26 protein-coding genes are annotated in these 22103 nt (G+C 70.3%); 18 read left to right on the top strand and 8 right to left on the bottom strand.

What is annotated here, in order from left to right:
- Nucleotides 1–88: 88 nt before the first annotated feature.
- The 8 genes from AB0C46_RS25515 to AB0C46_RS25550 form a co-directional block, all read right to left on the bottom strand.
- Nucleotides 89–1603 carry an ATP-binding protein gene (locus AB0C46_RS25515; RefSeq protein WP_362830580.1) on the bottom strand — a complete coding sequence of 505 codons (1515 nt, stop codon included), beginning with the start codon at nt 1601–1603 and terminating at the stop codon, nt 89–91.
- A 45-nt stretch (nt 1604–1648) separates the two neighbouring features.
- The gene (locus tag AB0C46_RS25520; RefSeq protein WP_362830533.1) at nt 1649–2176 is read right to left on the bottom strand and encodes a hypothetical protein; all 528 of its coding nucleotides are present in this window, start codon (nt 2174–2176) and stop codon (nt 1649–1651) included.
- Between the two features lie 22 nt (nt 2177–2198).
- Nucleotides 2199–2669, bottom strand: coding sequence for a DUF6238 family protein (locus AB0C46_RS25525; RefSeq protein ID WP_362830535.1), 471 nt, complete (start codon nt 2667–2669; stop codon nt 2199–2201).
- A 53-nt stretch (nt 2670–2722) separates the two neighbouring features.
- Nucleotides 2723–4195 (bottom strand): SCO6880 family protein, encoded by a 1473-nt coding sequence (locus AB0C46_RS25530; RefSeq protein ID WP_362830536.1) that lies wholly within the window; start codon nt 4193–4195, stop codon nt 2723–2725.
- A gap of 87 nt (nt 4196–4282) precedes the next feature.
- The gene (locus tag AB0C46_RS25535) at nt 4283–5635 is read right to left on the bottom strand and encodes an ATP-binding protein (RefSeq protein WP_362830538.1); all 1353 of its coding nucleotides are present in this window, start codon (nt 5633–5635) and stop codon (nt 4283–4285) included.
- 35 nt (nt 5636–5670) lie between these two features.
- Entirely contained in the window at nt 5671–6351 is a 681-nt protein-coding gene (locus AB0C46_RS25540) for a hypothetical protein (protein WP_362830540.1), read from the bottom strand.
- The gene (locus tag AB0C46_RS25545; protein WP_362830541.1) at nt 6351–6668 is read right to left on the bottom strand and encodes a DUF6112 family protein; all 318 of its coding nucleotides are present in this window, start codon (nt 6666–6668) and stop codon (nt 6351–6353) included. The genes AB0C46_RS25540 and AB0C46_RS25545 overlap by 1 nt, the downstream gene beginning before the upstream one ends.
- Before the next feature lie 140 nt (nt 6669–6808).
- Nucleotides 6809–7936, bottom strand: coding sequence for a C40 family peptidase (locus AB0C46_RS25550; protein ID WP_362830542.1), 1128 nt, complete (start codon nt 7934–7936; stop codon nt 6809–6811).
- Nucleotides 7937–8458: 522 nt separating this feature from the next.
- Here AB0C46_RS25550 and AB0C46_RS25555 point away from each other — a divergent pair.
- From AB0C46_RS25555 to AB0C46_RS25640, 18 genes are all read left to right on the top strand, one after another.
- Entirely contained in the window at nt 8459–9214 is a 756-nt protein-coding gene (locus AB0C46_RS25555) for a site-specific DNA-methyltransferase (protein ID WP_362830544.1), read from the top strand.
- A gap of 168 nt (nt 9215–9382) precedes the next feature.
- The gene (locus AB0C46_RS25560; protein WP_362830545.1) at nt 9383–10036 is read left to right on the top strand and encodes a DUF4913 domain-containing protein; all 654 of its coding nucleotides are present in this window, start codon (nt 9383–9385) and stop codon (nt 10034–10036) included.
- Nucleotides 10033–10521 (top strand): hypothetical protein, encoded by a 489-nt coding sequence (locus tag AB0C46_RS25565; RefSeq protein ID WP_362830546.1) that lies wholly within the window; start codon nt 10033–10035, stop codon nt 10519–10521. Before AB0C46_RS25560 ends, AB0C46_RS25565 begins: the two co-directional genes overlap by 4 nt.
- The gene (locus AB0C46_RS25570; RefSeq protein ID WP_362830547.1) at nt 10518–11246 is read left to right on the top strand and encodes a DUF3631 domain-containing protein; all 729 of its coding nucleotides are present in this window, start codon (nt 10518–10520) and stop codon (nt 11244–11246) included. Before AB0C46_RS25565 ends, AB0C46_RS25570 begins: the two co-directional genes overlap by 4 nt.
- 29 nt (nt 11247–11275) lie before the next feature.
- On the top strand, nt 11276–11749 hold the full coding sequence (locus AB0C46_RS25575; RefSeq protein WP_362830548.1) for a GNAT family N-acetyltransferase: 474 nt from the start codon (nt 11276–11278) through the stop codon (nt 11747–11749).
- Nucleotides 11746–12432 carry a hypothetical protein gene (locus AB0C46_RS25580; RefSeq protein ID WP_362830549.1) on the top strand — a complete coding sequence of 229 codons (687 nt, stop codon included), beginning with the start codon at nt 11746–11748 and terminating at the stop codon, nt 12430–12432. The genes AB0C46_RS25575 and AB0C46_RS25580 overlap by 4 nt, the downstream gene beginning before the upstream one ends.
- Before the next feature lie 55 nt (nt 12433–12487).
- Nucleotides 12488–13210, top strand: coding sequence for a hypothetical protein (locus tag AB0C46_RS25585; protein WP_362830551.1), 723 nt, complete (start codon nt 12488–12490; stop codon nt 13208–13210).
- A gap of 193 nt (nt 13211–13403) precedes the next feature.
- Nucleotides 13404–13751 carry an SH3 domain-containing protein gene (locus tag AB0C46_RS25590; protein WP_362830552.1) on the top strand — a complete coding sequence of 116 codons (348 nt, stop codon included), beginning with the start codon at nt 13404–13406 and terminating at the stop codon, nt 13749–13751.
- Nucleotides 13752–13840: 89 nt separating this feature from the next.
- Entirely contained in the window at nt 13841–14278 is a 438-nt protein-coding gene (locus AB0C46_RS25595; RefSeq protein WP_362830554.1) for a hypothetical protein, read from the top strand.
- Complete coding sequence (locus tag AB0C46_RS25600) at nt 14275–14718, top strand: hypothetical protein (RefSeq protein ID WP_362830555.1); 444 nt, start codon at nt 14275–14277, stop codon at nt 14716–14718. The genes AB0C46_RS25595 and AB0C46_RS25600 overlap by 4 nt, the downstream gene beginning before the upstream one ends.
- Before the next feature lie 12 nt (nt 14719–14730).
- Complete coding sequence (locus AB0C46_RS25605) at nt 14731–15153, top strand: hypothetical protein (protein ID WP_362830556.1); 423 nt, start codon at nt 14731–14733, stop codon at nt 15151–15153.
- 30 nt (nt 15154–15183) lie between these two features.
- The gene (locus AB0C46_RS25610) at nt 15184–16074 is read left to right on the top strand and encodes a helix-turn-helix domain-containing protein (RefSeq protein ID WP_362830557.1); all 891 of its coding nucleotides are present in this window, start codon (nt 15184–15186) and stop codon (nt 16072–16074) included.
- Complete coding sequence (locus tag AB0C46_RS25615; RefSeq protein WP_362830558.1) at nt 16071–16580, top strand: hypothetical protein; 510 nt, start codon at nt 16071–16073, stop codon at nt 16578–16580. The genes AB0C46_RS25610 and AB0C46_RS25615 overlap by 4 nt, the downstream gene beginning before the upstream one ends.
- Nucleotides 16577–17815 (top strand): MFS transporter, encoded by a 1239-nt coding sequence (locus AB0C46_RS25620; RefSeq protein WP_362830559.1) that lies wholly within the window; start codon nt 16577–16579, stop codon nt 17813–17815. Before AB0C46_RS25615 ends, AB0C46_RS25620 begins: the two co-directional genes overlap by 4 nt.
- A 38-nt stretch (nt 17816–17853) precedes the next feature.
- The gene (locus AB0C46_RS25625) at nt 17854–18192 is read left to right on the top strand and encodes a hypothetical protein (protein ID WP_362830560.1); all 339 of its coding nucleotides are present in this window, start codon (nt 17854–17856) and stop codon (nt 18190–18192) included.
- Between the two features lie 88 nt (nt 18193–18280).
- Complete coding sequence (locus tag AB0C46_RS25630) at nt 18281–19462, top strand: ATP-grasp domain-containing protein (RefSeq protein WP_362830582.1); 1182 nt, start codon at nt 18281–18283, stop codon at nt 19460–19462.
- Nucleotides 19463–19714: 252 nt separating this feature from the next.
- Entirely contained in the window at nt 19715–20773 is a 1059-nt protein-coding gene (locus AB0C46_RS25635) for a site-specific integrase (protein ID WP_362830562.1), read from the top strand.
- A complete protein-coding gene (locus AB0C46_RS25640; RefSeq protein WP_362830564.1) occupies nt 20770–22086 on the top strand; it encodes a hypothetical protein in 1317 nt (438 codons plus the stop codon). Before AB0C46_RS25635 ends, AB0C46_RS25640 begins: the two co-directional genes overlap by 4 nt.
- The last annotated feature ends 17 nt before the right edge of the window (nt 22087–22103 follow it).

Here is a 22103-nt window from a genome sequence, read left to right on the forward strand (position 1 = left end):
CTCAGGACCTCACCTACACTCATCACTGCACCTCACGGAGACGGAGAGGCAGCAAAGGGGCTTCAGTTTTCGTGAACTCGGCGCTTTTTCAGTGCATGCGGGCGTCGGTGTCGAAGAGCGACAGCTCACGGGGGTGCAGGAGGTGCTGCACGATGAATGACCGTCCGGCGACCTTCCACAGACCACGGCCGCGGTTGAGGTGGGAGATCGCGTCGGCTTCCACCGACGTCAGCCCCAACAGCGTTTCTGCGGCGTGGAGCTGGTCGGTCTCCTGCCGGTAGATGATGCGGGTGGAGCAGTCGGCGAGCAGTCCCTCGGCGAGAGCCCGGCCGCGGGATCCGGCGTCACCGGCGGTGAGCAGGTCGCTCAAGCGGTGGATCACCATCAAGTTCGCGATGCCCAGGCCGCGGGAGAGTTTCCACTGGGACTGCATTCTTGCCAGCAGTCCGGGGTGGCGCATCAGGCGCCAGGCTTCGTCGTAGACGATCCAGCGCCTGCCGCCGTTGGGGTCGGAGAGCGCTGACTCCATCCAGGCGGATGCGCAGGTCATCGCCAGCACAAGTGCGGTGTCGTCGCCGGATCCGCCCAGGCGGGACAGGTCGATGGTCAGCATCGGCGAGTTGGGGTCGAAGGCCACCGTGCTCGGGGCGTCGAACATGCCCGCGAGGTCACCGAACACGAGGCGCCGCATAGCGTGGGCCAGGTCGCGTGAGGCGTCACCCAGACGGCCGGACATCATGCCGCCGACCCGGTCGAGTTCGTCGGGGCTGTTGAGGGTGGCGGCGATGTCACCGAGCAGCGGGGTGCGGTTACTTGCGGCGGCGCGGGTGACGACGGCGTCCAAGGCGACATCGAGCCCGGTGTGCTCCATCGGCAGCAGGTCCCGCCCGAGCACGGTGCGGGCCAGCGAGCCGAGCAACAGCAGCCGGCGCTTGCGGATCTCGCCCGCCCAGTCGGCCTCGGAGACACTGTCGGGCCTGGGGGCCGCGTCCAGTGGGTTCAGCCGGCCGGGCAGACCGGGCCCGAGGGCGATGGAGGTGCCGCCCAACGCCTGCGCCACAGGGGTCCATTCGCCCTTGGGATCGCAGGGGACATAGACCCGGTAGCCGAAGGCGACCGACCGCAGCGCGAAACTCTTTGCGAGCGCCGACTTACCCTGCCCGATCACACCCGCCAGGACCACGTTGGGGTTGGTGAAGCCCTCGACCTTGCCGTACAGCGCCCACGGGTCGAAACAGAAGGACGCTTCGGCGTGCACGTCGCGACCGATGTAGATGCCTTCCGCGCCGAGTCCACCTTCGGCAAGGAAGGGGTATGCCCCGCTCGCGGTGGCGGTGGTCATGCGGTGGGCGGGCAGCTTGAGTTTGTTGTTGCGGGAGGAGGCGGGGCCGGGTCGACCCGCGGGCGGGAAGAGGGGCGCCGGCATCTCCTGCTCCTGTGCGCCGGTGCCGCTGGTGTGGGCTGTTGCTTCGAAGCGGGCCTTCGCGGTTGCCTCGGCGAGCTGTCGGCGGGCGGTTTTCCGGGAGGCGCGGTCCGTGCCGTGCGGGGTGAACAGGGGGCTGGCGCTGGCGCGGCGGGCGCGGCGAGCGGGGCGGTGGCTTATGGCAGGGCGGCTTTCACGTGATGACGGTCTGGACGCGGTGCGGTGTCAGACGCGCGGGGAGGCGCGGAAAATCAGCGGCTTTCCGTAGCCCTTGCCGTCGCCCGCCCAGTCCAGCTCGATGTAGCCGTCGGCGAGGTAACGGCTGGAGCCCGCCTTGTGCTTGAGGGTGCCGGTTTCGTACGAGCCGTTGCCGTTGCTGCTGCTGTGGTCGAGCGCGTGCTTCAGGCCGGTGTAGTTGGCGTACTTCACGACCGGGTCCGTGCCCTTCACGCTTCGCTTGGTCTGCAGGTGGAAGCGTGCCTTGGCGAACCGGTTCTTCGGGGCCGAGTAGGGGCCGTCCCAGTTGACCTTGGCCGTGGTGTAGACGTAGCCGCCGCTCCGCTTGGCGCACAGCTTCACGTCAAAGTCCCAGTTGTCGGAGTCGGGGTTGAACGACGGGTCATCGACGGTGTAGCTGCTGGTGGTGCAGTGGTAGCTGGCGGCGGAGGCCGGTGTCGCGGTGGCCAGGGCGGCGGTGCCGGCGAGCGCGGCGAGGATGGCGGCGGTGGAGGTGGAACGCTTCAGGGCGCGCATGTGATGCCTTTCGGAGGTGGGGTTACTGGCTGCAGGGGGTGGTGTGGCCGTGCAGCGGAGTGTTGAGGTCGCTCGGGGTGGTTTTGCGGCGGATGACGTGACCTGCGGCGAGGTGGCGCTGGCAGATGGTGAGGACCGGCGGTCCCTCGGGCAGCCGCTCGGGGTGGCACTCGGTCTCTGCCGAGGTTTCGTCCGCCACGGGCAGGAGGTGGAAGGCGTCGTGCACGGCGGCGGCGGCCTGCCACAGCCGTGTGTGTGCGGTGGCGAGGTGTAGGCCGGCGGCGGGATGCGGCGGTCGGGCGGCTTCGGCGAGCTGGTTGAGCAGCTGGTGGAGAGTGGTCAGGTGGGTGTGCAGCACGTCGAGGTGCACGCGGTCCGCTGACGAGGTGGTGTGCTGGGCGCGTGAGGCGAGGCTGTGCGTGTGGTGGCGGATGCCGGTGCTGGCGGCCCGCAGGTACGGGTACGCCTCGCCCACGGGGAGGGTAGAGGTCAAAGGAAGTGGTTCCTTCCTGCCGCGGGGCAGGACGTCGGTGGTGCCGGGCGGGGCTACAGGGCCGTGCGGGCGAGTGGGAGGGCGCCGAGCGTGAAGGCTTCGGGCTGCTGGTAGTTCAAGCGCCGCAAATCGACCTGTGCGGTGACGGCCGCGGTTTCGATCTGCGCGCATGCGGCGTCGAGCAGGGCGTCGGTGGTGGCGGACACGGTGAGCAGGCCGGTGAGTGCGACGTCGGCGTGCCCGGCGATCAGCTGGCGCTCACGGGTCTTGACGTCCGCGTACTCGACCGAGTCGGCTTCGGAGTCGACCTGCCCGCGACGCGACCTCTCGTTCGCGTCGGCGATGATCGCCGCCTTCTTGCGCTGCACGTCGCGCATCGCGGACTCGATGCCCTGGGGGACGTACATGAGGGACAGGGTGCGGCGGACCCCGGCGGTGAACATCAGCCCGTGCAGGAAGCCTGCGCTCGTTTCGGTGCGCGGCCAGTCCTCGACCCAGTAGGTGGCGTGCCGTGCGGAGTCGGTGGCGAGCCGGTCGTACTCCTCGACCTGGACCACAGGACCGGCGGCGGCCGGGTCGGCCTCGGCCCGCCCGGACTCCGACCACTGCTGCAGCGCGGACAGCGCCTTGGGGTCGTAGGCGGTGCGGATGACGGCCGCGATCTCGCGCGCCGAGAGCCAGCCGGTCACCGTCAGTCCGGCGCTGCGCGCGGCCTGCGCGATCGAGCTGGTGGTCTGCTCCATCACCGTGAAGGCACCGGGCAGGCCACCGCCGGCCTGCGAGATGAGACGCTTGGCCGCCTTCAGGTCGAGGGAGATCGCCAGGTACGCCTCGTGCGGGGCGGCGGCAGGTCCTGCGGAGGCGACCAGTTCGCTGTAGACCTGCCCGGCCACCGGGGTGTCGGGGTGACCCTGCTGGCTCCAGTGGCGGGCGAGGGTGTCGCCGCTGTCGGGGACGGTGCGCTCCAGGACCTGCACGGTGGCGACGTGCCCGGTGCGGGCGATGCCCGCCAGAGCCCGGCCCCAACCGGCTACGTGGTGGTTCTGGCTCGCCGGGTCCAGGAGCGCGAAGGCGCGGCTGGAGAGGCGGGCGACGGCGGTCAGCGTCTGGCCGTGCGGGTCGTGGACGGCGGCGGCACCGTTGGCGGAGTCGCCGGGGGTGACCACGCGCAGCGAGGCGGCGGTGCCGGGCAGGTGCAGGATGCCGTTCTGGCGGGGGCGGGTGACGGGCCGGGCGAGCCACAGGGTCTGCCCGGTGCGCCGTCGCTGGGCGAAGCGCAGGACGATCGGCGCCCAGTCGACCAGCGAGCGGCCGTGCCGGCGGATGGCGACCGAGGCGGCGACCGCGGCCCACAGCGGACTCAGGACGATGGCGCCGAGCAGTCCGGTGGAGACCACCGTGACCAGCAACAGCGCCAACGCGCAGGAGACCACGATGAGCTGGGGAAGGGTGAGGCCGAGCAGGATGCCGCGTTTCGACCTGTGGGGGAACTTGACGGTGAGCGGTGTGACGGTGAGGGCAGACAAGGGCCGTTCCGAGGGTGCGCGGGGCGGTGGCCGGGGCGGCACGCGGCGAGGGTGCGCAGCGCGTGCCGCCCCGGAGTCGGGCAGGAGCTACAAGCCGGTGGGCGAGGGAGGCGGCGCGCCGGTCCCGGTGGAGGTGCCGGCTGAGGCCGGCGCCGGTGGGGCGCCCTGCGGCGGAGGCGAGGACGCGCCGCCGCCGGGCTGCGACAGGAAGCCGCTGCCGCTGGACGGCGAGCCTGAGCTGCCGCCCTGCCCGGGTGTGCCGCCGACCTGATCGCTGGTGTCATCACGTGGGCTGGTGGGCGGAGGCTGGACAGCCTTCTCCAGGCCGTTCCTGAGCCCGTCGCCCCCGGAGGAACCCTGCGGTCCTTCGCCGTCCTTGTTGCCTCCGCCCCCGGTGGGATTGGCGGCAATGTCTCCGGGGAAGCCGCCGCCTCCGGCGGCGTCGGGGCCTTGCGGGGCGGCGCCCGCTCCGGCTGCCGCGCCGCCCGTTGCGGCGGCGGCAGCCTTGCGGGTGGCCTTCTCGGCGTGCTGCTTGGCGAGCTGGGCGCCGGCGCCTCCGGCGCGGTGAATCGATTCTCCGTCCGTGCCCTCGGCCGCCCAGTGCACGAATTTGAACACGGCATAGGGGCAGAGCAGGACCAGCACCATGATCACGATGCCTGCCATGACGTCGGCGAGCGCGCCGAGGCCATCCTTGGCTTCGGTCTTGCCCATGGCGGCGATGCCGAGCACGAAGACGATGGTCATCAGCAGCTTCGAGACGACCAGGGTTGCGGTGGCCTCGATCCAGCCGCGCCGCCAGCGCCGGGCGACCTCCCAGCCGCCGCCCGCTCCTGCGAAGACAGCGAGGGTGACCATGACCAGAATACCCACCTTTCTGACCATCATGACGCACCAGTAGAGGAAGGCGCCGACGGCGGCGCCGAGCCCGGCGAACACCGCGACCAGCCAGCCCAGGCCGGACAGCGCGCCGATCTGGGAGACCTTCACGATGCGGCGCACGGCTGTTTCGACGGACAGGTGTGAAGCGGCGAACAGGCCGTCGGACAGGGCGTCGACGACCTCGATCGCGACCGTCGTCAGGGCGATGGCGCAGAATGCGAACAAGACGCCCGTCATGGTGCCGGTGAATGCCTGAGTCAATGCCTGGCCGTCTCGTTTGACGGCGGCCCGGACGAGCTGCGCGCAGAATGTCCCGACCAGGATGATCAAGCCGATCGGCAGCAGCATCTCGTAGTTGTCGCGGAACCAGCCCGCGTTGAGATCGACCTTGGTGGTGGCGGAGACGGCCTTGGAAGCCAGGTCGGCTGCTGTGGCGGCGAGTTCGCCGGCGCTCTTGGCCAGCCAGTCGCCGATGGCCTTGCCAGGATCGGTGGCGAAGTCGACGGCTTCATCGACGGCGCAGAGTTTGTCAGCGAGGGGGAAGTCGCAGAAACCCAAGGGACGTTGGCCTCCTTATCTTTCGGCGGGGCGGGTCACTGCGTGACGCTGGGGGCGATGGCGGCCAGGCGGCAGTCGTGGTGGGGGCGGCACTGCACGGCGAGGGTTACGGCGCGCTCCTCGGCTCCGCCGCCGCCCTTCTTCCAGGCGATGTTCTGCTTGCCGTTGACGGTGACGACGTAGACGTACGCCTCGGTGATCGCGGACGGGTCCTCGGCCAGGGCCTGCTTGAACGCGCCCGGGTAGTGGCCTTCGGTGGCCCTGCCGGTGGCGTGCTGGTCCTGGTCGGCCATGCGGGACCACAGCAGCGGATCGGGCACCTGGCCGGAGACGGACGCCCAGTCGGCGTACTTGGTCTCCTTGGTCATCCACGCGCGCATGCCTGCGAGTTGCTGGTCGCGGCTGGTGTCGCGGGTGTCGTACGACCAGAGCATCCGGGCCGCCGCCTTGGCGAAGGCCACCGGCTCCGCGAGCTGCGGTGGCCGGGGGACCGATCCCGGTCCGGCCGCGGGCCTGGGTGCGGCCTCGGATGGCGAGGAACTGCCGACTGGCGCCGGGGCATGGCGGCTCGGGTTGTCCTCGCCGCGGCCGGTGATCCAGGCGGTGGTCGCGGCGGCGGCGAGCAGCACGGTGATGAGCAGGGCGGCGGTCGCGATGCGCTTGTTGGCCGACCAGGTCACGCCGTACCCGGACAGAGAAGGGAATCGTTTCTGCATCAACGGACCTGCGACCCCAGGGCCGAGAAGAACGCGACGATGCCGTTCGCGGCGCCGAGCCCGAGCGCGGCGCCGGCCGCGACGACCGCGCCCTTCTTGCCGTTCGCCTCTGCCTGGTGGCCACCGGTGTGGTGGCCCCAGGCCCACACACCGAGGGAAACGGCCAGGGCGCCGACAACGGCGATGATCCCGAACATGTTGATCGAGCTGACGACGTTCTTCAGCACGCTCAGTCCGGGCAGGCCGCCGCCCTTGGGGGAGATGCCTGGGTTGTAGGCGAGGAAGACGGCAGCGCGGTCTGCGAGAGGTATGGGCATAGGTGTGGCGGGGCTCCTTGCGTGCGCAGCCCGTGCAGGGGCCGGCGAAAGGGAAGAAAGAGGGAGGAGGGAGTGCGCTCACGGCGCGAGAAGAGGGCCCGGTGGCGCGGCCCGGGAGGTGCCGCGGGCGGCGCGCGGCGTCAGAGGACGCGGCGGGCAGCGAGAACGTCCCAGTCCTTGATCGGAGTGATCCGGACGGGCTTGGATGTGCGCGGCGCTTCGATAACGAGGCCCTCGCCCAGCGCCATGCCGACGTGCTCGGGCCGGGCGGCCGTGCCGCGGCTGAAGATCAGGTCACCGGGCTTCAGGTGCTTGGCCGAGACGGCCTTGCCCTCGCCCACCTGCGTGTATGTGGTGCGGGCGAGCTTGACGCCGGCGTGGGCGTACGCCTGCTGCATCAGCGAGCTGCAGTCGCAGCGGCCCATCGGGTCGGGGCCGTGGGCGTCGGTGCAGGACCCGCCCCACTGGTAGGGCGTGCCGAGCTGGTGCATCGCCCATTCGATGGCCTTGCGGGCCTTGGGGTCGGCGCCCTTGGGGATCTTGTAGCCCTTGGGGGCCTTGCCCTCGGGGATGGGCCCGAAGGAGCTGCCGTCCTTGCCCGGCACGCACCTCCCACCGCTGGCCACGGACTCCTTGTCGCTGTCCTTGGCGGAAGCGTTCTTGCCGGCGTTCGGGAACGTCTTGGCGCTGGCCTTCTGCAACGCGGTGGCGAGGCCCTCCCACTGCGCGTACGCGTCGGGCTTGCCCGACTTCTGCACGGCCTGGGCGGCCTGGGTGACCTTCATCTGCTGCCAGCCGTCGACCTTGAGCAGGGCCTTGTAGAAGCGCTCGCTCGCGTAGACCGGGTCACGGATCTGCTGCGCAGTACCCCAGTCCTTCTGGGACGGGCGCTGCTGGAAGAGCCCGAGGCTGTCGCGGTCGCCGTAGGACAGGTTGCGCAGCCGTGACTCCTGCATCGCGGTGGCCAGCGCGATGATCTGCCCCTTGGCGGGCACGTCGAGGCTGAGGCCGGTGGCCACGATGGTCTGCGCGTTGGGGACTTGCTCGGCCGGAAGGCTCAGGCCCTGGATGCGCATGTCCTTGCCGTCAGCACCATCGAGGATCTTGGTGACTTTGCTGGTCACCTCGTTGGTGTCGACGCCGGTCAGGCATCCGCTGAGGGGCTTGGTGGTAGCGGCTTCGCTGGAGGACGCCATCATCATGGCGGTGCCGCCGAGCAGGAACGGAGAGAGGGCGACGAAGCCGATGCAGGCGGCTATGCCCTTCAATCCGGTCCGCCTCCCGGCAGGCGGTCACGGTCCGGTGGGCGGGCTGAGGGCAGGGGTGGGTAGAGCGGTGTCACAACGTGGTCCTTGGTGAAGTCCCGGCAGCGCGTGCGTCGTTGTGGAAAGGGCGCAACAGCCGGGTGGTGGGTGAATCGGGGCCCCTGATGCACGTGCGCGAGTTGCCGCTCGCACCCGTTGCGGGGCGTCGGGTCAGGTGTGCCAAGACATGAGGGTGCCTCCATGAAAAAGCGGGGATGCGCCATCGGCGGTGTTCGCCGGGCAGTTCCAAAACAGTAGGGGCAGATCCCCGGTTGCCGAAATCGTTCGTGCTCAAGGCTTCATTCCGGGGTTTTCGGCGGCGATAGCGCTCAACCGGGGATCGTGCCCTACAGTTTTGGCTCCTCCACTCGCCCCTCCCGCTGCGCGGACCGCGGTGCCTTCCTGCCCGCATTTGGTCCCGTGGGATATCCGGGCGGGCCGGAGCGTCTCTCCCTCACCTCACCCGACCCGAATTGGGGCACCTCTTTGCCTTTTTCCCTGCACCAGGGCGACGCGCTCGGCGTCCTCGCCGGCCTGCCGGACGGCTGTGTCGACTCGGTCATCACCGACCCGCCGTACAACTCAGGCGGCCGGACCGCCAAGGAGCGCACCTCCCGCAGCGCACGACAGAAGTACACCTCCGCCGATGCCGGACATGAGCTGCCTGACTTCACGGGCGAGAACATGGACCAGAGGAGCTACGGCTTCTGGTTGACCCAGACCATGACTGAGGCACTCCGGCTCACCAAGGTCGGGGGTACCGCGCTGATCTTCACGGACTGGCGTCAGCTGCCGATCACCACGGATGCCCTCCAGGCCGCAGGCTGGCTGTGGCGCGGTGTGCTCGCCTGGCACAAGCCCCAGGCCAGGCCGCAGAAGGGCCGGTTCACCCAGAACTGCGAATTCATCGTCTGGGCCAGCCACGGTCCGATCGACGCCTCCCGGAACCCGGTCTACCTGCCCGGCCTCTACAGCGCCTCGCAGCCCAGCGGCAAGGCGCGCCAGCACATCACGCAGAAGCCGGTCTCCGTCATGCGAGAGCTGGTCCAGATCTCCCCGCAGGGCGGGACCGTGCTCGACTTCACCTGCGGCTCCGGCTCGACGGGAGTCGCTGCCCTGCTGGAGGGCCGCGACTTCATCGGTATCGAGAAGACCAAGCACTACGCCGAGATCGCCAATGCTCGGCTATTGCAGACGATGCAACAGACCCTCACCCAGGATGACGTGACTCTCGCGGCGTGAGTTCTCCTGTCGTCCGGCGCGATCTTCATCGTGTTCGGCCTGTGTGCGCTGCCTGTGGCGCGCGATGCGTTATAGCAGCGATGTCCCGGTTACCGAAACCGGGGATTTTCCGGATGGTTGGATCCGCAATTCACTGCCTATGGCTGCGGCTCCAAGGAGGCCCTTTTCGTGCCTGAATCCATAAACCCCCCGGAGAACGGGGAGACGGAACCGGTTCGGCTGCCGGACTCGGATCTGGACAGTATCGAGGCGAGCGTCCGCAAGCTGCTGGACCAGTCCGCAGAGCAGGCCCGACAGATCGACAGCCTGTCCTCCGCACCTGCGTCTGCGGACTCACCGTTCGGTGCCTTCGGGATGCCGGGGTTCGCGGGACTGCCCCCGCAGCCCGCCCCACCCGAGCCCCGCCCGATCCTCGAACTGGAGGGCGAGGAGTACGAGGACGAACTCGATGCGCTGTCCGACTGGGTCGACGACTTCCTCGTCCGGGTCTACGGAGCGGAGGTCACGACCGCCGCGCCGTGGTGCGAGCAGTGGCAGGAACACGACGACGTCGTCGGCTGGCTCCACGCCCTGTGGCTGGCCTACCAGCAGCACAAGGACGCCGAAGCCGGGCTCAGCGGCCTGTTCGTCTGGCACCGGGACTTTCTCACCCACGCCATGGCCACCATCCGGGCTGCCGGCGGACCGCTGTCGGCCTGCATGACGGATCCGGACCGGCCCGCCCACCGCCTGCTGCCCGGTCCGCCGCCCTCGAACCGGACCGTCACCTCCGTCAAGAAGGAGTCGGAAGAGGACGGCGAACCAGGCCAGGCCCTCGGATGACCGGCGGCGAGGTACACCCGGCCTTCGGTCTCTCCTTCGACCCCCGTGCCCTGAACGACCTCCTGTCGGCCCCCGGCGACATCCGCGACCTGGCACTCGCACAGCTCCAGGAGGTCGTCAGCGCCCGACTGTTCGGCGCCAAGCTCACCCGCGACCTCGCCGGCTGCCGCAAGCTCTACGTCGATCACCGCAACGCCTGGCGCATCGTCTACGCCCAGCGGCAGGCGCCCGCGAACTCCACGCACACCACCGAGATCCACGTGGTGGCCGTACGTCCGCGCGAGGCGCACGACGTGTACGACACGGCCCGCACTCGCCTCGGCATCAGCCGACGCCCCATGGGGGAGCGCACCCACGCCGCTCGCACCCGCTCGCCGCAACTGGCCACGCGCCAGCCCATTCCCAAGCCAGGACCACCGCCCTACGCGATGCCCGGCCTCTCCCGACCCGCACTCCCCCCGACCCTGAAGGGCCCCCTTCGTTGAAGCAGTTCCCCACCCTGATCGACCAGGTCGCCGCCGCTGTACTGGCACCGGCCGAGGTCACCGAGAACCCACAGCACCGCGCCATCCTCGATGCGGTCGTCGAGATCCAGGAACTCGACCGGCAGCTCGCCGAGATGGCCACCGCCGACCTCCCCGCGGCCAGTGCCACCGAACAGCTGGACATGCTGACCGACGTGCTGGTCGAACGGATGGCGGCGGGCGTTGAGCTGAACGCCCTGCTGTCCGTCTCCTGCTGCCGTACCACCGCGTGTGAGCCCGAGCCGCAGGACGAGTACGACCTCACGGAGGACGAGGCGCCCGACTTCGACCCTGACATCCACGAGTTCGACGAGTTCGACGACTTCGAGGACTTCGAAGGTCTGGAGGGGCTGGACGACTTCGATGACCTCCACGAGGACGCGTGCGAGGAGATCCTGTCCTGCCCGAGCCGTCCGAAGACGATCATCCACGCCTGCCTCGATGCCTTCGACACCCTGGGCGCAGCGGACTATGTCAGCACCGCGGAACTCGCCTCAAGCCTGCGCGAACTGCCCGGCGAAGCCGAGGGACGCTGGCGCTACGCCGACCTCACCGCGATCCGGCTCGCCCTGCTCCTTCGCCCCTACGGAGTCCAGCCCCGGAAGCCGCGTGCCGCCGACGGCAGCCGCTACCGAGCCTACCGGCGCAGCGACCTGCTGGCCGCCCGCCCGAACTGCTCCTGCTGACGCATCCCGCCCTCGCACGTACTCGCCTGGTGACAGCGGCGGACTGGGACCTGGTCGCCGTCTTCCACGCCCGGTGCTCCGAACAGAACCTGTTGCGCCGCTGGGGCCGAACCCAGCTCACACCCCGTGATCTGACACGGCTTGTCACCCAGGCCCAGTGCTGGATCGGGCTCGACGCGCACGAGCTCCCTCTGGCGCTCGTCTGCGTCGGGCCCGTCAGCGGGGAGCCCGGCGTCATCGACCTCGGGCTGCAAGTCGCCGACGACCGGCACCGTCAGGGCATCGGAACAGCCCTGGCCCAGCAGGCTGCCGGCATCGCCCGCACCCGCGGAGCACACACCCTCACCGCGTACACGCAGGCATCCAACGCCCCGATGCTCCGCGTCACCGAGCATCTGGGGCCCTCGCGGCGCACCCGTGCCGGCCCGCACGTCGAGGTCCGCGTCGCATTGGACGCGCTGGCTTCCGACCACTTCCCGTCCACCGGAGCGGCTCCGACTTGACCCCATCCCCCACACCCTCGCCGGTCGGTCGAACGGCCACCGCCCTCGACCACCGGATCGAGAACGCCGTGAACCGCAGCCTCGATGAGCTGGGCCGGCATCGCGACCACGGGCTCCTCGACGCGGCGCATACTGCCGTGGCAGACGCCCACCGCGACCTTGTACGGGCCGAGCGGGATGTCACCTTCCACCGCACCCGACTCGCCCGCCTCGTGTCCGGCGAGTTCCCTGTCGATCATGTGCTGTTGGCCCGGATCGAGCGCTCGGTAGACCAGTTGGCCGCTGCCATCGACGAGCGCGACGTCCAGCAGACCAAGGCCGCTACTGCACTGCGTCCGATCGAGGCCGCCCCGCCGCGGCAGGAGCCACAGCAGGTGCCCGCGAAGGACGCCGCAGCCCTGCTCGCCATCGCCCAGGGCGCCAAGCTGCACAAGAACCTCGTCACCCATCGGCTCGCGGTGGCGACCCGATCGCGGACGCGCATCCCCTACGCCCAGCTGCAGCGCCTTCAGGAGAGCGGTCTCGTGGACCGCGACACCTCCCACGCGGTACACGCCGGACAGCCGATCACTCTCACCGACGCCGGCCGGGCTGCCCTGGCTGCCCCGCGCCGCGCAGGCCCGCCCAGCACTACGCCGCCCCGACTGGCGGCTTCACCTGCTCCCGCGTACCTGCGCCGCTGAACGGCTCAACGCCACCTGCTCATCCAGCCGATGGCGTCATCGAACGAAAGCAGCGATGCTCACCTACGAACCGGATTTCCGTCTCGACGGCTACGAGGCCGTCAACCAGAACGTCGCCGACCAGTTCTGGCAGCACATCCGAATCGAGCAGGACATGCTCACCCTGCTCGCCGAGCACCACACCGAGGACAGCGAGCACAGCTTCTTCGTGATGCACGACCGCGCCGCCACCTGGGGCATCCCGGGTGAACCGCAGCTCGTCGCTCTCCACCTCAAGCGCGACACGGCAGCGCACACCTTCCGCTTCACCCACCAGATGCTGCCGCTGCCGTCCATGGCCCAGTCCTGGCTGATCGCCCGCGGCTGCCCCGAGGACAAGATCCTCCTCGCCGACGGCATGGGAACCAACCCCGCCAACCAGGCCACCCGCGCCCTGGAGAACCGACTGCGCCGCGACGGCGACCACTTCGCCCTGCTGCACAGCTACACCCACGACACCGGTCCGATCGAGATCACCGTGCTGCTGCGCGCCCTCGACGAGAAGGCGCCGCAGCCTTTCCGCGTGCTGCTCCAGGAGGTCGACACCGACGCGTGGACGCACACTTTGCGCGAGGGCGGCTTCCCGTCCTTTGAAGCCGCCACTCAGTGGTGGGAGAGCAACTGGCGCGGTGAGCAGATCCCGCTGCCCACCGCATCGCCGGCGACCCGACACACCACCACAGCCGGTAACCCCGCTTTGCCTGCGCGCCCCGCACCGCCGCCCGGATTGCGCCGCTGAACTCACGCACATCTCACCGCGTCCCGCCCGGCGAAATACGAGCCGCTTCAGGGGAGGCGGGCGGAATGTAGCACGCAATCCCCGGTTACCGAAACCGGGGATTCTCTGGATTCTTGTTCTCGGCCCGAACGGCAACAGCACGGGCCCGCTTTCGCGTTCCCGCGCTACCTCCCTTCAACTGTTAGGAAATCCCTTGCGTCTTCCTCGTATTGCCGCTGCCGCAGCTGTGACCGCGGCCATCGCCCTGCCCGCTGTCACTGCGCCGGCCGCCAACGCCGCAGCCCCGACCGCGGCCGTTGCCTCTGCCTCCTGCCATAAGGCGGACCCGTACAAGGTCCACCACGCCAGCGCTGTCACCATCCGGTCGAAGGCTTCGTCGAAGTCCACTGCGCTCGGCGTCCTGTACCGCAGCCACAAGTTCACCGTCCACAAGGCCACCAAGTACGGCGAGTGGGTCTACATCACGGACAAGAACACCGGAGTAAAGGGCTGGGTTTCCGGCACTTACGTCTACCCGGTCGTCTACACCTGCCTGCACTAATCCGGCGTGCAGAAGCCAATACCGCCTTACAGCACCGAATTTGCCGGTGCGGCCTTCCCACCCGTGACGCTATCGAAAGGAGACCCGCCGTGCCCGAGTTCAGCGAAGACGTGATGGGTGTCATCACCGAGCGGATTGAGGACCGATTCCAGATGCCTCTCGCCGAACTGCGTCGAGCTGTAGCGGCGTCACCGCAGGCCAGCCCCGAGGCCACGACGATCGTGCGCTGGTACGGCCTGCTCACCGAATCCCAGGACGCACTCGACACCGCCGAGGACGCGCTCGTCGATGCCCTTGGCACCCAGCCCGGCGAACTGGACGACCCCGTCATGGAACTGGCCCAGCAGGTCAACACCGCCGTCACCGCCCGGGACGGCCGCGCCATGGTCGTGAACCACCTCCTCGACGGCGCTCCGGCTGTGTGGCGCCGTACCTCCCCCGCCGCCCGTCGCGTGCCGGCCCTGTCCACCACCGCCCCTGGGCTGCCCCGCCTGCGAGGCGTTGCCCCGCGCGGGGTGACGCGATGAGCGTCATCGCCAAGCCCACCAGCCGCGACCAGGCTCTGGAGACCGCCTTCGGCGCCTGTCCCGCCGCTTTGTACGCGCAGGCTGTGCACCCCGGCGCCTCGGCTGCGCTGCAACGCGCGCTGGAGCTGCGGAGCTTCCTTGCCCTCGCCGAGGAGCAGGTCGCCCGTGTACGTGATCGCGTCCATGAGGCCACTGCCGCCGACGGCGACATGGGCGCCCTGTCCGCCGAGGGCCTGCGGTGGGACGCCCAGTGGCTGGAGGCGGCTCTGGAGGCTCGCGACGGCTACGTGAACGCACTCGACGACCTGCTGCAGACCATGCCCGACCCCGGCCAACACCCCAGCCGACCGGTGTCAAAAGCCCAACTGAAGGTCACTGCCACCGCTCCGCCCGTCCCACCGTCCCGCGGTGCCGGGGCGGTGCAGGCCCACCGCCCCTGAAAGACCCGCCGATTGTCCCAGCCCGACGCCACCACGCACTCCGTGTCCCAGGCCCTCGCCGAGCGCATCGAGGAACTGTATGGCCAGCCGCTCGCCGAACTCGAAGCCCTCGCTGACAGCACACCGGAGGCCACCCTGCTCGGCGCGCTCACCGGCAGCCACAGCGACCTCGACCTCGCCGAACGCAACATCACCTTCCAGCTGGAGCGGCTGCGCGAACTCACCGCCCCTGACAGGGAGATCGGCCGTCACGCCGCCGGTCACATCTTCGACTGCGCCCGCCGCATCGCCGAGTCCGTCGCCACCCGCGACGCCTACGCCAAGGCCACCGGCGCGGTCCTGGGAGGACTGCGACGCGTAGCGGCCCCCGCCACCCCACCGCCTGCTGTGCCTGCACCCGCGGCCCCGGCACGCGTCCCCTCCCGCTCCCGCTGATCCGCCCGTACCGCTTGAGGAGCCCCTTCCTTGGCCACCACCGGTCTGCCCCACACCACCCAAGACGACCTCTCGGGCGTCACCAAGACTCTGGATCTGCTCGCCCCGCGCTGGAGCGTGTGGGTGCTGATGACCCTCTCGGCAAAGCCGCTGCGCTACGCCGAGATCAAGCCGAGGCTGCCGTGGCTGCACGACGGCCAACTCCACCCACGGCTGCGCCAGCTGACCAACGCGGGCGTGGTCGAACGCACGGAGTACGGCCCGCGCCACGTCACCTACGGACTCACACGCCGCGGTGCCGAACTGATGCCCGTCCTGGCCGTGATCGCGTCCTGGGGCGACACCTACCTGGAGAAGCAGCCCGTCACCAACAAGACCACCGGCGAGAAGGGGCCCGAGCGGATCGCCCCGGCCCAGAACATCGACGACACCCTCGCTCTGATCGCTCCCCGGCACGCCACCCCGATCCTGTGGTCCCTGCACAGCCGGGGCAGCGCGAGCGCCAAGACGCTGACCACCGAGGCGATGCCCGGCTACGGGCTGACGGCCGTCTACAAGCCACTGGACCGCCTGGTCGAAGACGGTCTCGTCACGGCCACCGGCAACGGTGACTTCCAGCTGTCCGCCAGCGGCCGGGCCCTCGCTCCCGTCTTCCAGGCAATCTCTGCGTGGGCTGCCCCAGCCGCCGAGCCCGGCATGCGGCCGGTTCGGGGGCACGGCCCTGCCCCGTCGCAGAACCGTTCCGGCCCCTGGGCGACCACCGCGACCCGCCTTCCGGTTCCTCCCGTACCCGCCGCACGGTCGGCCGGCCCAGCCCTGGCCACCACGCCCCCGGACGGGCCTGCGTGGAAGCCCGGTGACCTCTTCTCCCACCAGATACCGACCCGCCCCATCACCCCGGCAGGAGGCCCACGCCGATGACCCGCCCCCTGCACTCCAGCCTCCTTCAGGAACGCCGAGCAGTCCGCACGCTGACCCTGCCGGGCCTGATCCGTTTGATCACCGAGATCGACGACAACGGCCCCATCAGCCACCGGCGCGGCAGCCTGCTCGGCGCCTTCGGCGACCTCACACCGGGGCAACTGCGGCGCGCCATCGACACCGCACGCGACCTCGGCCTGGTCCACGCCGACCAACAGGCCCCCGACCGCTACCGGCTCACCACCAGCGGCGAGGACCTCGCCGAGGTATACGACACAGCAGCCCGCTGGGCCCGCCGCCATCAGTTCCCCAGCCCCACCAGTGACTTCGTCACCCGAATCCAGCACACCTTCCAGCTCCAGGGCTCCGATCCGACCAGCGCGAGGAGCGAGCAGCCGAGGCCGCAGGAGGCGCTGTCGGAGTGGCTTACGGCGCATCCCCGGCTCCTGCACCAGGCCGGTGCCTGCTCCTCCGGTACGGCGGAGGAATCGGGGCTCGCGGCGTGAGACCCCGTGTCGGGCACCAGCACGCCCGCCGGCCGGTGCCCACCCTTCTACGGGGCATCTACCTGCCGCGCAGTACGGACGCCGCCGCGTTCGCCATGACGACCTACGGCATCCCGCTGTTGGTGCTGGCCACCACCGACTCCGAGGCTCTGAGTGGACTCGCCTTCGCCCTCGAATGGATCCCACGCCTGGGCGCGTTCGCCTTCGCCGGAGCGCTGGTCGACCGCCACGGCACCACCGCCGTCCTGCGCTACGCCTCCGCCGCGCGGGCCCTGGTCGTCCTGGCGGCCGCCCTGTTCCTGCCGGCGCAGGAACAGGGCCTCGGCGCGACGGTCACCGTCATGCTGCTCGCCGCGTTCACCGGCATCCTCACCGAGTGCTCGTACATCGCGGCCGAGACCGCGGGCGGCGTCGCCGGCCGTGAGACCGGCGACCGCGCCCACCGCGTGCAGTCGGTGCTCCTCGGCATCGACCAGGTCGCCACCCTCGCCGGCCCCGCACTCGCCGGCGTACTGCTTCAGTGGACCGGTGCCGCCGGGATGCTGACGGTGATCGCCCTCTTCTCTCTGCTCACCAGCGTCCTGGCCCCGCGCCAGTGCCACCGGACCAAGCCCGCACGGCAGCCGGCCCTCCGGGGACTGCACACCGGCTGGTCGACCCTGCGCTCGCTGCCGGCCCTGGGCTGGCTGGTGACCGGACTGACCATCTCCAACCTCGCCGTCGGTCTGCTGCAAGCCGCCGCCCCGGTCATCATCGTCAAACAGCTCGGACACTCCACGGCCGACGTCGGCTTCACCTGGTCGGTCGCCGCCCTCGCGTCCCTCGTCGCGGTCGCTCTGTGCCGCCGTGCCATCGACCGCTTCGGTCTGTGGCCGGTCGGTGCCCTGTCCGCCTCCATCGCCGCCACCGCGTGCCTGGCCGTCTCGTTCGCCGACACCTACGGCACCTATCTCACCCTGATCGCCGTGCTCATGGCCGGCGAAGGCGGCATGACCGTGGTGCTGCGGACCCTGCGCTCCCGCCTCATCCCCGCGGACTCGTTCGGCGCCACCCTGTCGCTGACCATCCTGCTGCTCCTGCTGCCCTTCCCCCTTGCCGGCGTCGTCGTCGCCACCGTGCCGCCCGCCCAGCTCGGCCACGTCATCACCCTCTGTGCCGCGGTGCAGGCCCTGGGCCTGTTCACCGCCTTTGCCCGGCTGCGCACCACCCCCGGCCTGCGCGCCTCCTTCGCCTGACCGCCCGGCCACCTCCTGCTCACCCGGAGCCCCCTGCTATGCCCACGTCCCACACCCTTGCCGACCCGCACGCCCTGCCCATCCCCCGCCCCTCGGTGCGGACGGGCTCGCGCCCGACGCTCACCGACCGGTTCCTGGCCTTCGACGCCGAGCACCCGTACGTCTACCGCGCGCTGGAGCGCATGACGGCCGACCGGCTCGCCGGCGGCGCCACCCGGGTCGGACTGAAGGCCCTGTTCGAGGACCTGCGTCGGCAGCTTCCCGCAGGCGTACGCGGCCTGAACAACAACTTCACCGCGCTCTACGCCCGGAAGCTGATCGAGGACCACCCCCACTGGGCACCGGCCTTCGAGCTGCGCCGCCGACGCACCCCCTGACACGCATGCCGCAACTCTTCTTCCCCTCGCACTGTTTGGAGCCTTGTTGCCCTCTCGCCCCGTCGTCCTGGTCGTTGCCGCCGCCGACATGGAAGCCCACGCGTATCGCGGCACCTGCCTTGCGAACGTCGCCGCCCACTACGACGTCGTCTTGATCTCCGGCGCCGCGCCGACCTGGGAGAAGGAGTTCCTCCTCGACCACGAGATCGCCGACCCCACCGATCAGGCGGCGCTGAGCGAGGCAGGACGCGCACTGGCCGAGCGGCACGAACTGGCCGGCGTAATGACGTGGACCGAGTGGTACCTCGTCCCCGTCGCCCGCCTGGCCCGCCAGCTCGGCCTGCCCACCACCGCCCCCGAGGCGCTCCAGGGCTGCCGCAACAAGCACACGAGCCGCAGCCTGTTCGCCCGCCACGGGGTGCCCTCCGCCACCTCCGTGAGCGTGCGCACCGAGCGCGAGGCAGCGGAGGCCGCCCGGCGCATCGGCTTCCCTGCTGTCCTCAAGCCCGCCGCGCATGCCGCGAGCATCGGCGTCGTCCGCGTCGACACCGCCGACGAACTGCCGGCCGCGTACGCCTTCGCCGCGCAGGCCGCCGGCCAGGGGGCGGAGAGCACCCAGGTCCTGGTCGAGGAATACCTCGACGGCCCGGAGGTGAGCGTCGAATGCGTCACCCACCAGGGGCAGACCACGGTGGTCGCCGTCACCCGCAAGACCCTCGGCTGCGCGCCGTACTTCGAAGAGCTGGCGCACGTGGTCGACGCGAACGACCCGCTCCGTGCCACCGTGGCCCCGGCCGCCGCCGCGGCCATCGACACCCTCGGCGTCAGCGACGGCGTCAGCCACGTCGAGATCCGCCTGGTCGACGGCCGCGCCCGCCTCGTCGAGGTCAACGCCCGCATCGCCGGCGACATGATCAGCCACCTGGTCCACCTGGCCACCGGCGTCGACCTGGCCCGCGCCGCCGCCGACATCGCCTGCGGAAAGACACCCGACCTCACACCAACATGCAGTCAGGCCGCCACGATCCGGCTGATCTACCCCGCCTACTCCGGCACCCTCACCGAGCGCCGCCTCGACGGCGACTTCCCCTGCCTTGAGCGCGTGAACTTCCAGCGGGAGGCCGGCGACCGCCTTGTCCTGCCGCCGCACGGCGACATATTCAGCGCACGCATCGGCTACCTCATCACCACCGGCCCCAGCGCCGTCGACGCGCAGGCCCGCTCCACCGAGGCGTACCGACACCTGACCGTCCAGATCACCCCCGCCTAGACCGCCGACTGCGTCCGCCCACCCCGATCAACCGGATGCCCACTTGACCGACTTCGATCCCGGCATCGACGGAGACGTCTACGTCTACCCCCGCTACCTCGCCGGCACCACCTACACAGGAGACCCGGCCCTTGAGCCCCTGATGAATCTCGGCTGGGAGCTGACGTACGACGACCTAGAAGTTACGTGGAATCACTTGCGAGGCTGGTTACTCGTACGGGGACCCACGGACGGAAGGATCAGCGATACCAGATGGTCGAGCTGAGGGAGAAGTGGCCCATACTCGGTCGGCACGAGCAGGCAGTGGCTTGGCTGCAGGTGTGGCAGGACTTGGGACGGGCGGCGAGGACGATCGATGCCTACGCCCGGGGGCTGGCGGAGTATCTGGAGTTGTGCGAGCGGGAGAGCGTGGACCCGGTCCGGGCCACGCGAGCCCATGTCGCACTGCACGTACGCGAGCTGAGCTCACGGCCGAGCCGCCGGGGCAGCAACGTCGTGGCGCTGGACTCCGGTGCCGGGTTGTCGAACGCGACGCTCCAGCAGCGCCTGGTGTCGGTGCGGTTGTTCTACGACTTCCTGGTCGAGGAGGGGCTGCGCCAGGGCAATCCCGTCGGCCGGGGACGCTACACCCCTGGGGCCCCTGGCGGCGCGCCGCAGCGGGGGCTGGTGAGGCGGCTGGTGACGCTTCCCTGGATCCCCAGCGACGAGCAGTGGCGGGCCGTTCTGACGGTCGCTGCAGCCGAGCCGGTACGCACCCGTCTCATGCTGGCCTTGGCCTACGATGCGGCCCTGCGCCGGGAGGAGTTGTGCTCGCTGCGCACCGACGACCTGGACCCGGGCCGGCGGCTGGTACGGGTGCGGGCGGAGACCACCAAGAACGGCCGGGAACGGGTTGTGCCCTACTCGGCGGCGACCGGGGCCCTGCTGTCGCAGTACCTGGTGCACCGGGCCACGGTCAGCCGGTCGCGCGGTGGGCTGTTCCTGTCGGAGTCGCGGCGCAACTTCGCCCAGCCGCTGAGCCTGTGGACGTGGTCGAAGGTGGTGCGCCGGATCGCCGTGGAGGCCGGGATGGAGCGCTTCTCCACGCACACCACTCGACACCTGTGCCTGACCGACCTGGCACGGATGGGCTGGGAGGTGCACGCGATCGCCACCTTCGCCGGACACCGGCACACCGACTCCACCATGCGCTACATCCACCTCTCGGGCCGGGACCTGTCCGAGAAGTTCAGGCGCGGGATGGAGCACATCCATGCCCAGCGGGTCGCACTGCTGAGCGCCGGCGCCGAAGGCACCGGACGGCCGCGGTGACCGCGCTCGCCCCGGCCGCGGGGAAGACGGCACCGGAGTGGGTCTGGCCGGTGGACGGCGCGTCCTGGGACCGGGGCTCGCAGCTGAGTGCCGACGAGCGTGCGGTGCTGGTGCAGGCCGGCCCGCAGCTGTTTCACTCCGCCCGGCTGACCCGGGCGGAGCGCGCCGCTCTGGCACGGTTGCTCAGGCCGCTGGAGCAGGTGCGTTCCTGCCTATGGATCCCGGACAGCGCCGGACACCACCGGTGGGTCGACTACCAGGTGGTAGGGATGCTGCTGACCCGCACCGCCGAGGCCGGTTCCGCGTGGTGGAGCTGGGACCAGAGCGCGTGGACCCGTGTGATCGGGCCCGATGCGCAGGAGTGGAGCCGCCAGTGGCCGGAACAGGCGTCGCGGGCGTGCCGCATACGCCTGCTGGCCTACGCCTACCTGCTGGGCGCGCCCGTGGACGAAGCCCTGTTCGTCCGCTTCGAACGATTGCACCTGGCCCGCACGGTCTTCGGGCCCGAGATCGTGGACCGTGAGGTCGAGACCGTCTACGGCTTGCTGCGCGGCTGGGGCTACCGCTTGGACACGGCCGGCAATCGCTCGGTGCGCACGTTGATCGCGCACGCGATGCTCCTCAACCGCAGCCCGTTGCTGTCGGATATGGACGCGGCGCTGCCGGAGCGTCTGCGTCAGGCGGTGCGTTCCACCAGGAGGGCCTCCGGTGATCTGCACTCGCTGCAGCGGGCGTTGGCGGCGCTGGGGCGGTGCGAGCCGCCCGTCGCGCGCAACGAGACGCTGGTGGGACATCTGCGAGCCCAGCGGTGGACGGATGTGCCGGCGCCGTGGGCCGAGATGGTCTGCCGTTGGTTCGACACCTCCACGCTGAGTCGCAATGTCCGCCTGGCCTACCGTCAGGACCTGGCCCGCGTAGGCCGGTGGCTGGCCACCGAGCACCCGCAGATCACCGAGCCGGCCCAGTGGACCCGGGCGACCTGCGCTGCCTGGGTGGCAACGGTGGATCGGATGCGGATCGGCGACTACGTCGAACGCACCGCCACGCGCGGCGTGTTCGGAGACCCGATGTCCCCCTCCACCAAGGACAGTGCACTCACCGCCAGCCGCGCGTTCTTCCGCGACCTTCAGGAATGGGACTGGATCCCGCGCCGGTTCGATCCCGGGCGCGCGCTGGAAACGCCCCGCAGCATCCGTGCACTGCTGGGTCCCAACCCCCGCGTCATCGCCGACGAGGTATGGGCCAAGTTGCTGTGGGCCGGCATCAACCTCACCTCCGACGACCTGCCTACTACCAGCAGCGGCCCGCGCTAGCCTCTTGAGCTCTCCCG

The organism is Streptomyces sp. NPDC048637 (assembly GCF_040650675.1).
In the GTDB taxonomy this organism is placed as follows: Bacteria; Actinomycetota; Actinomycetes; order Streptomycetales; family Streptomycetaceae; genus Streptomyces.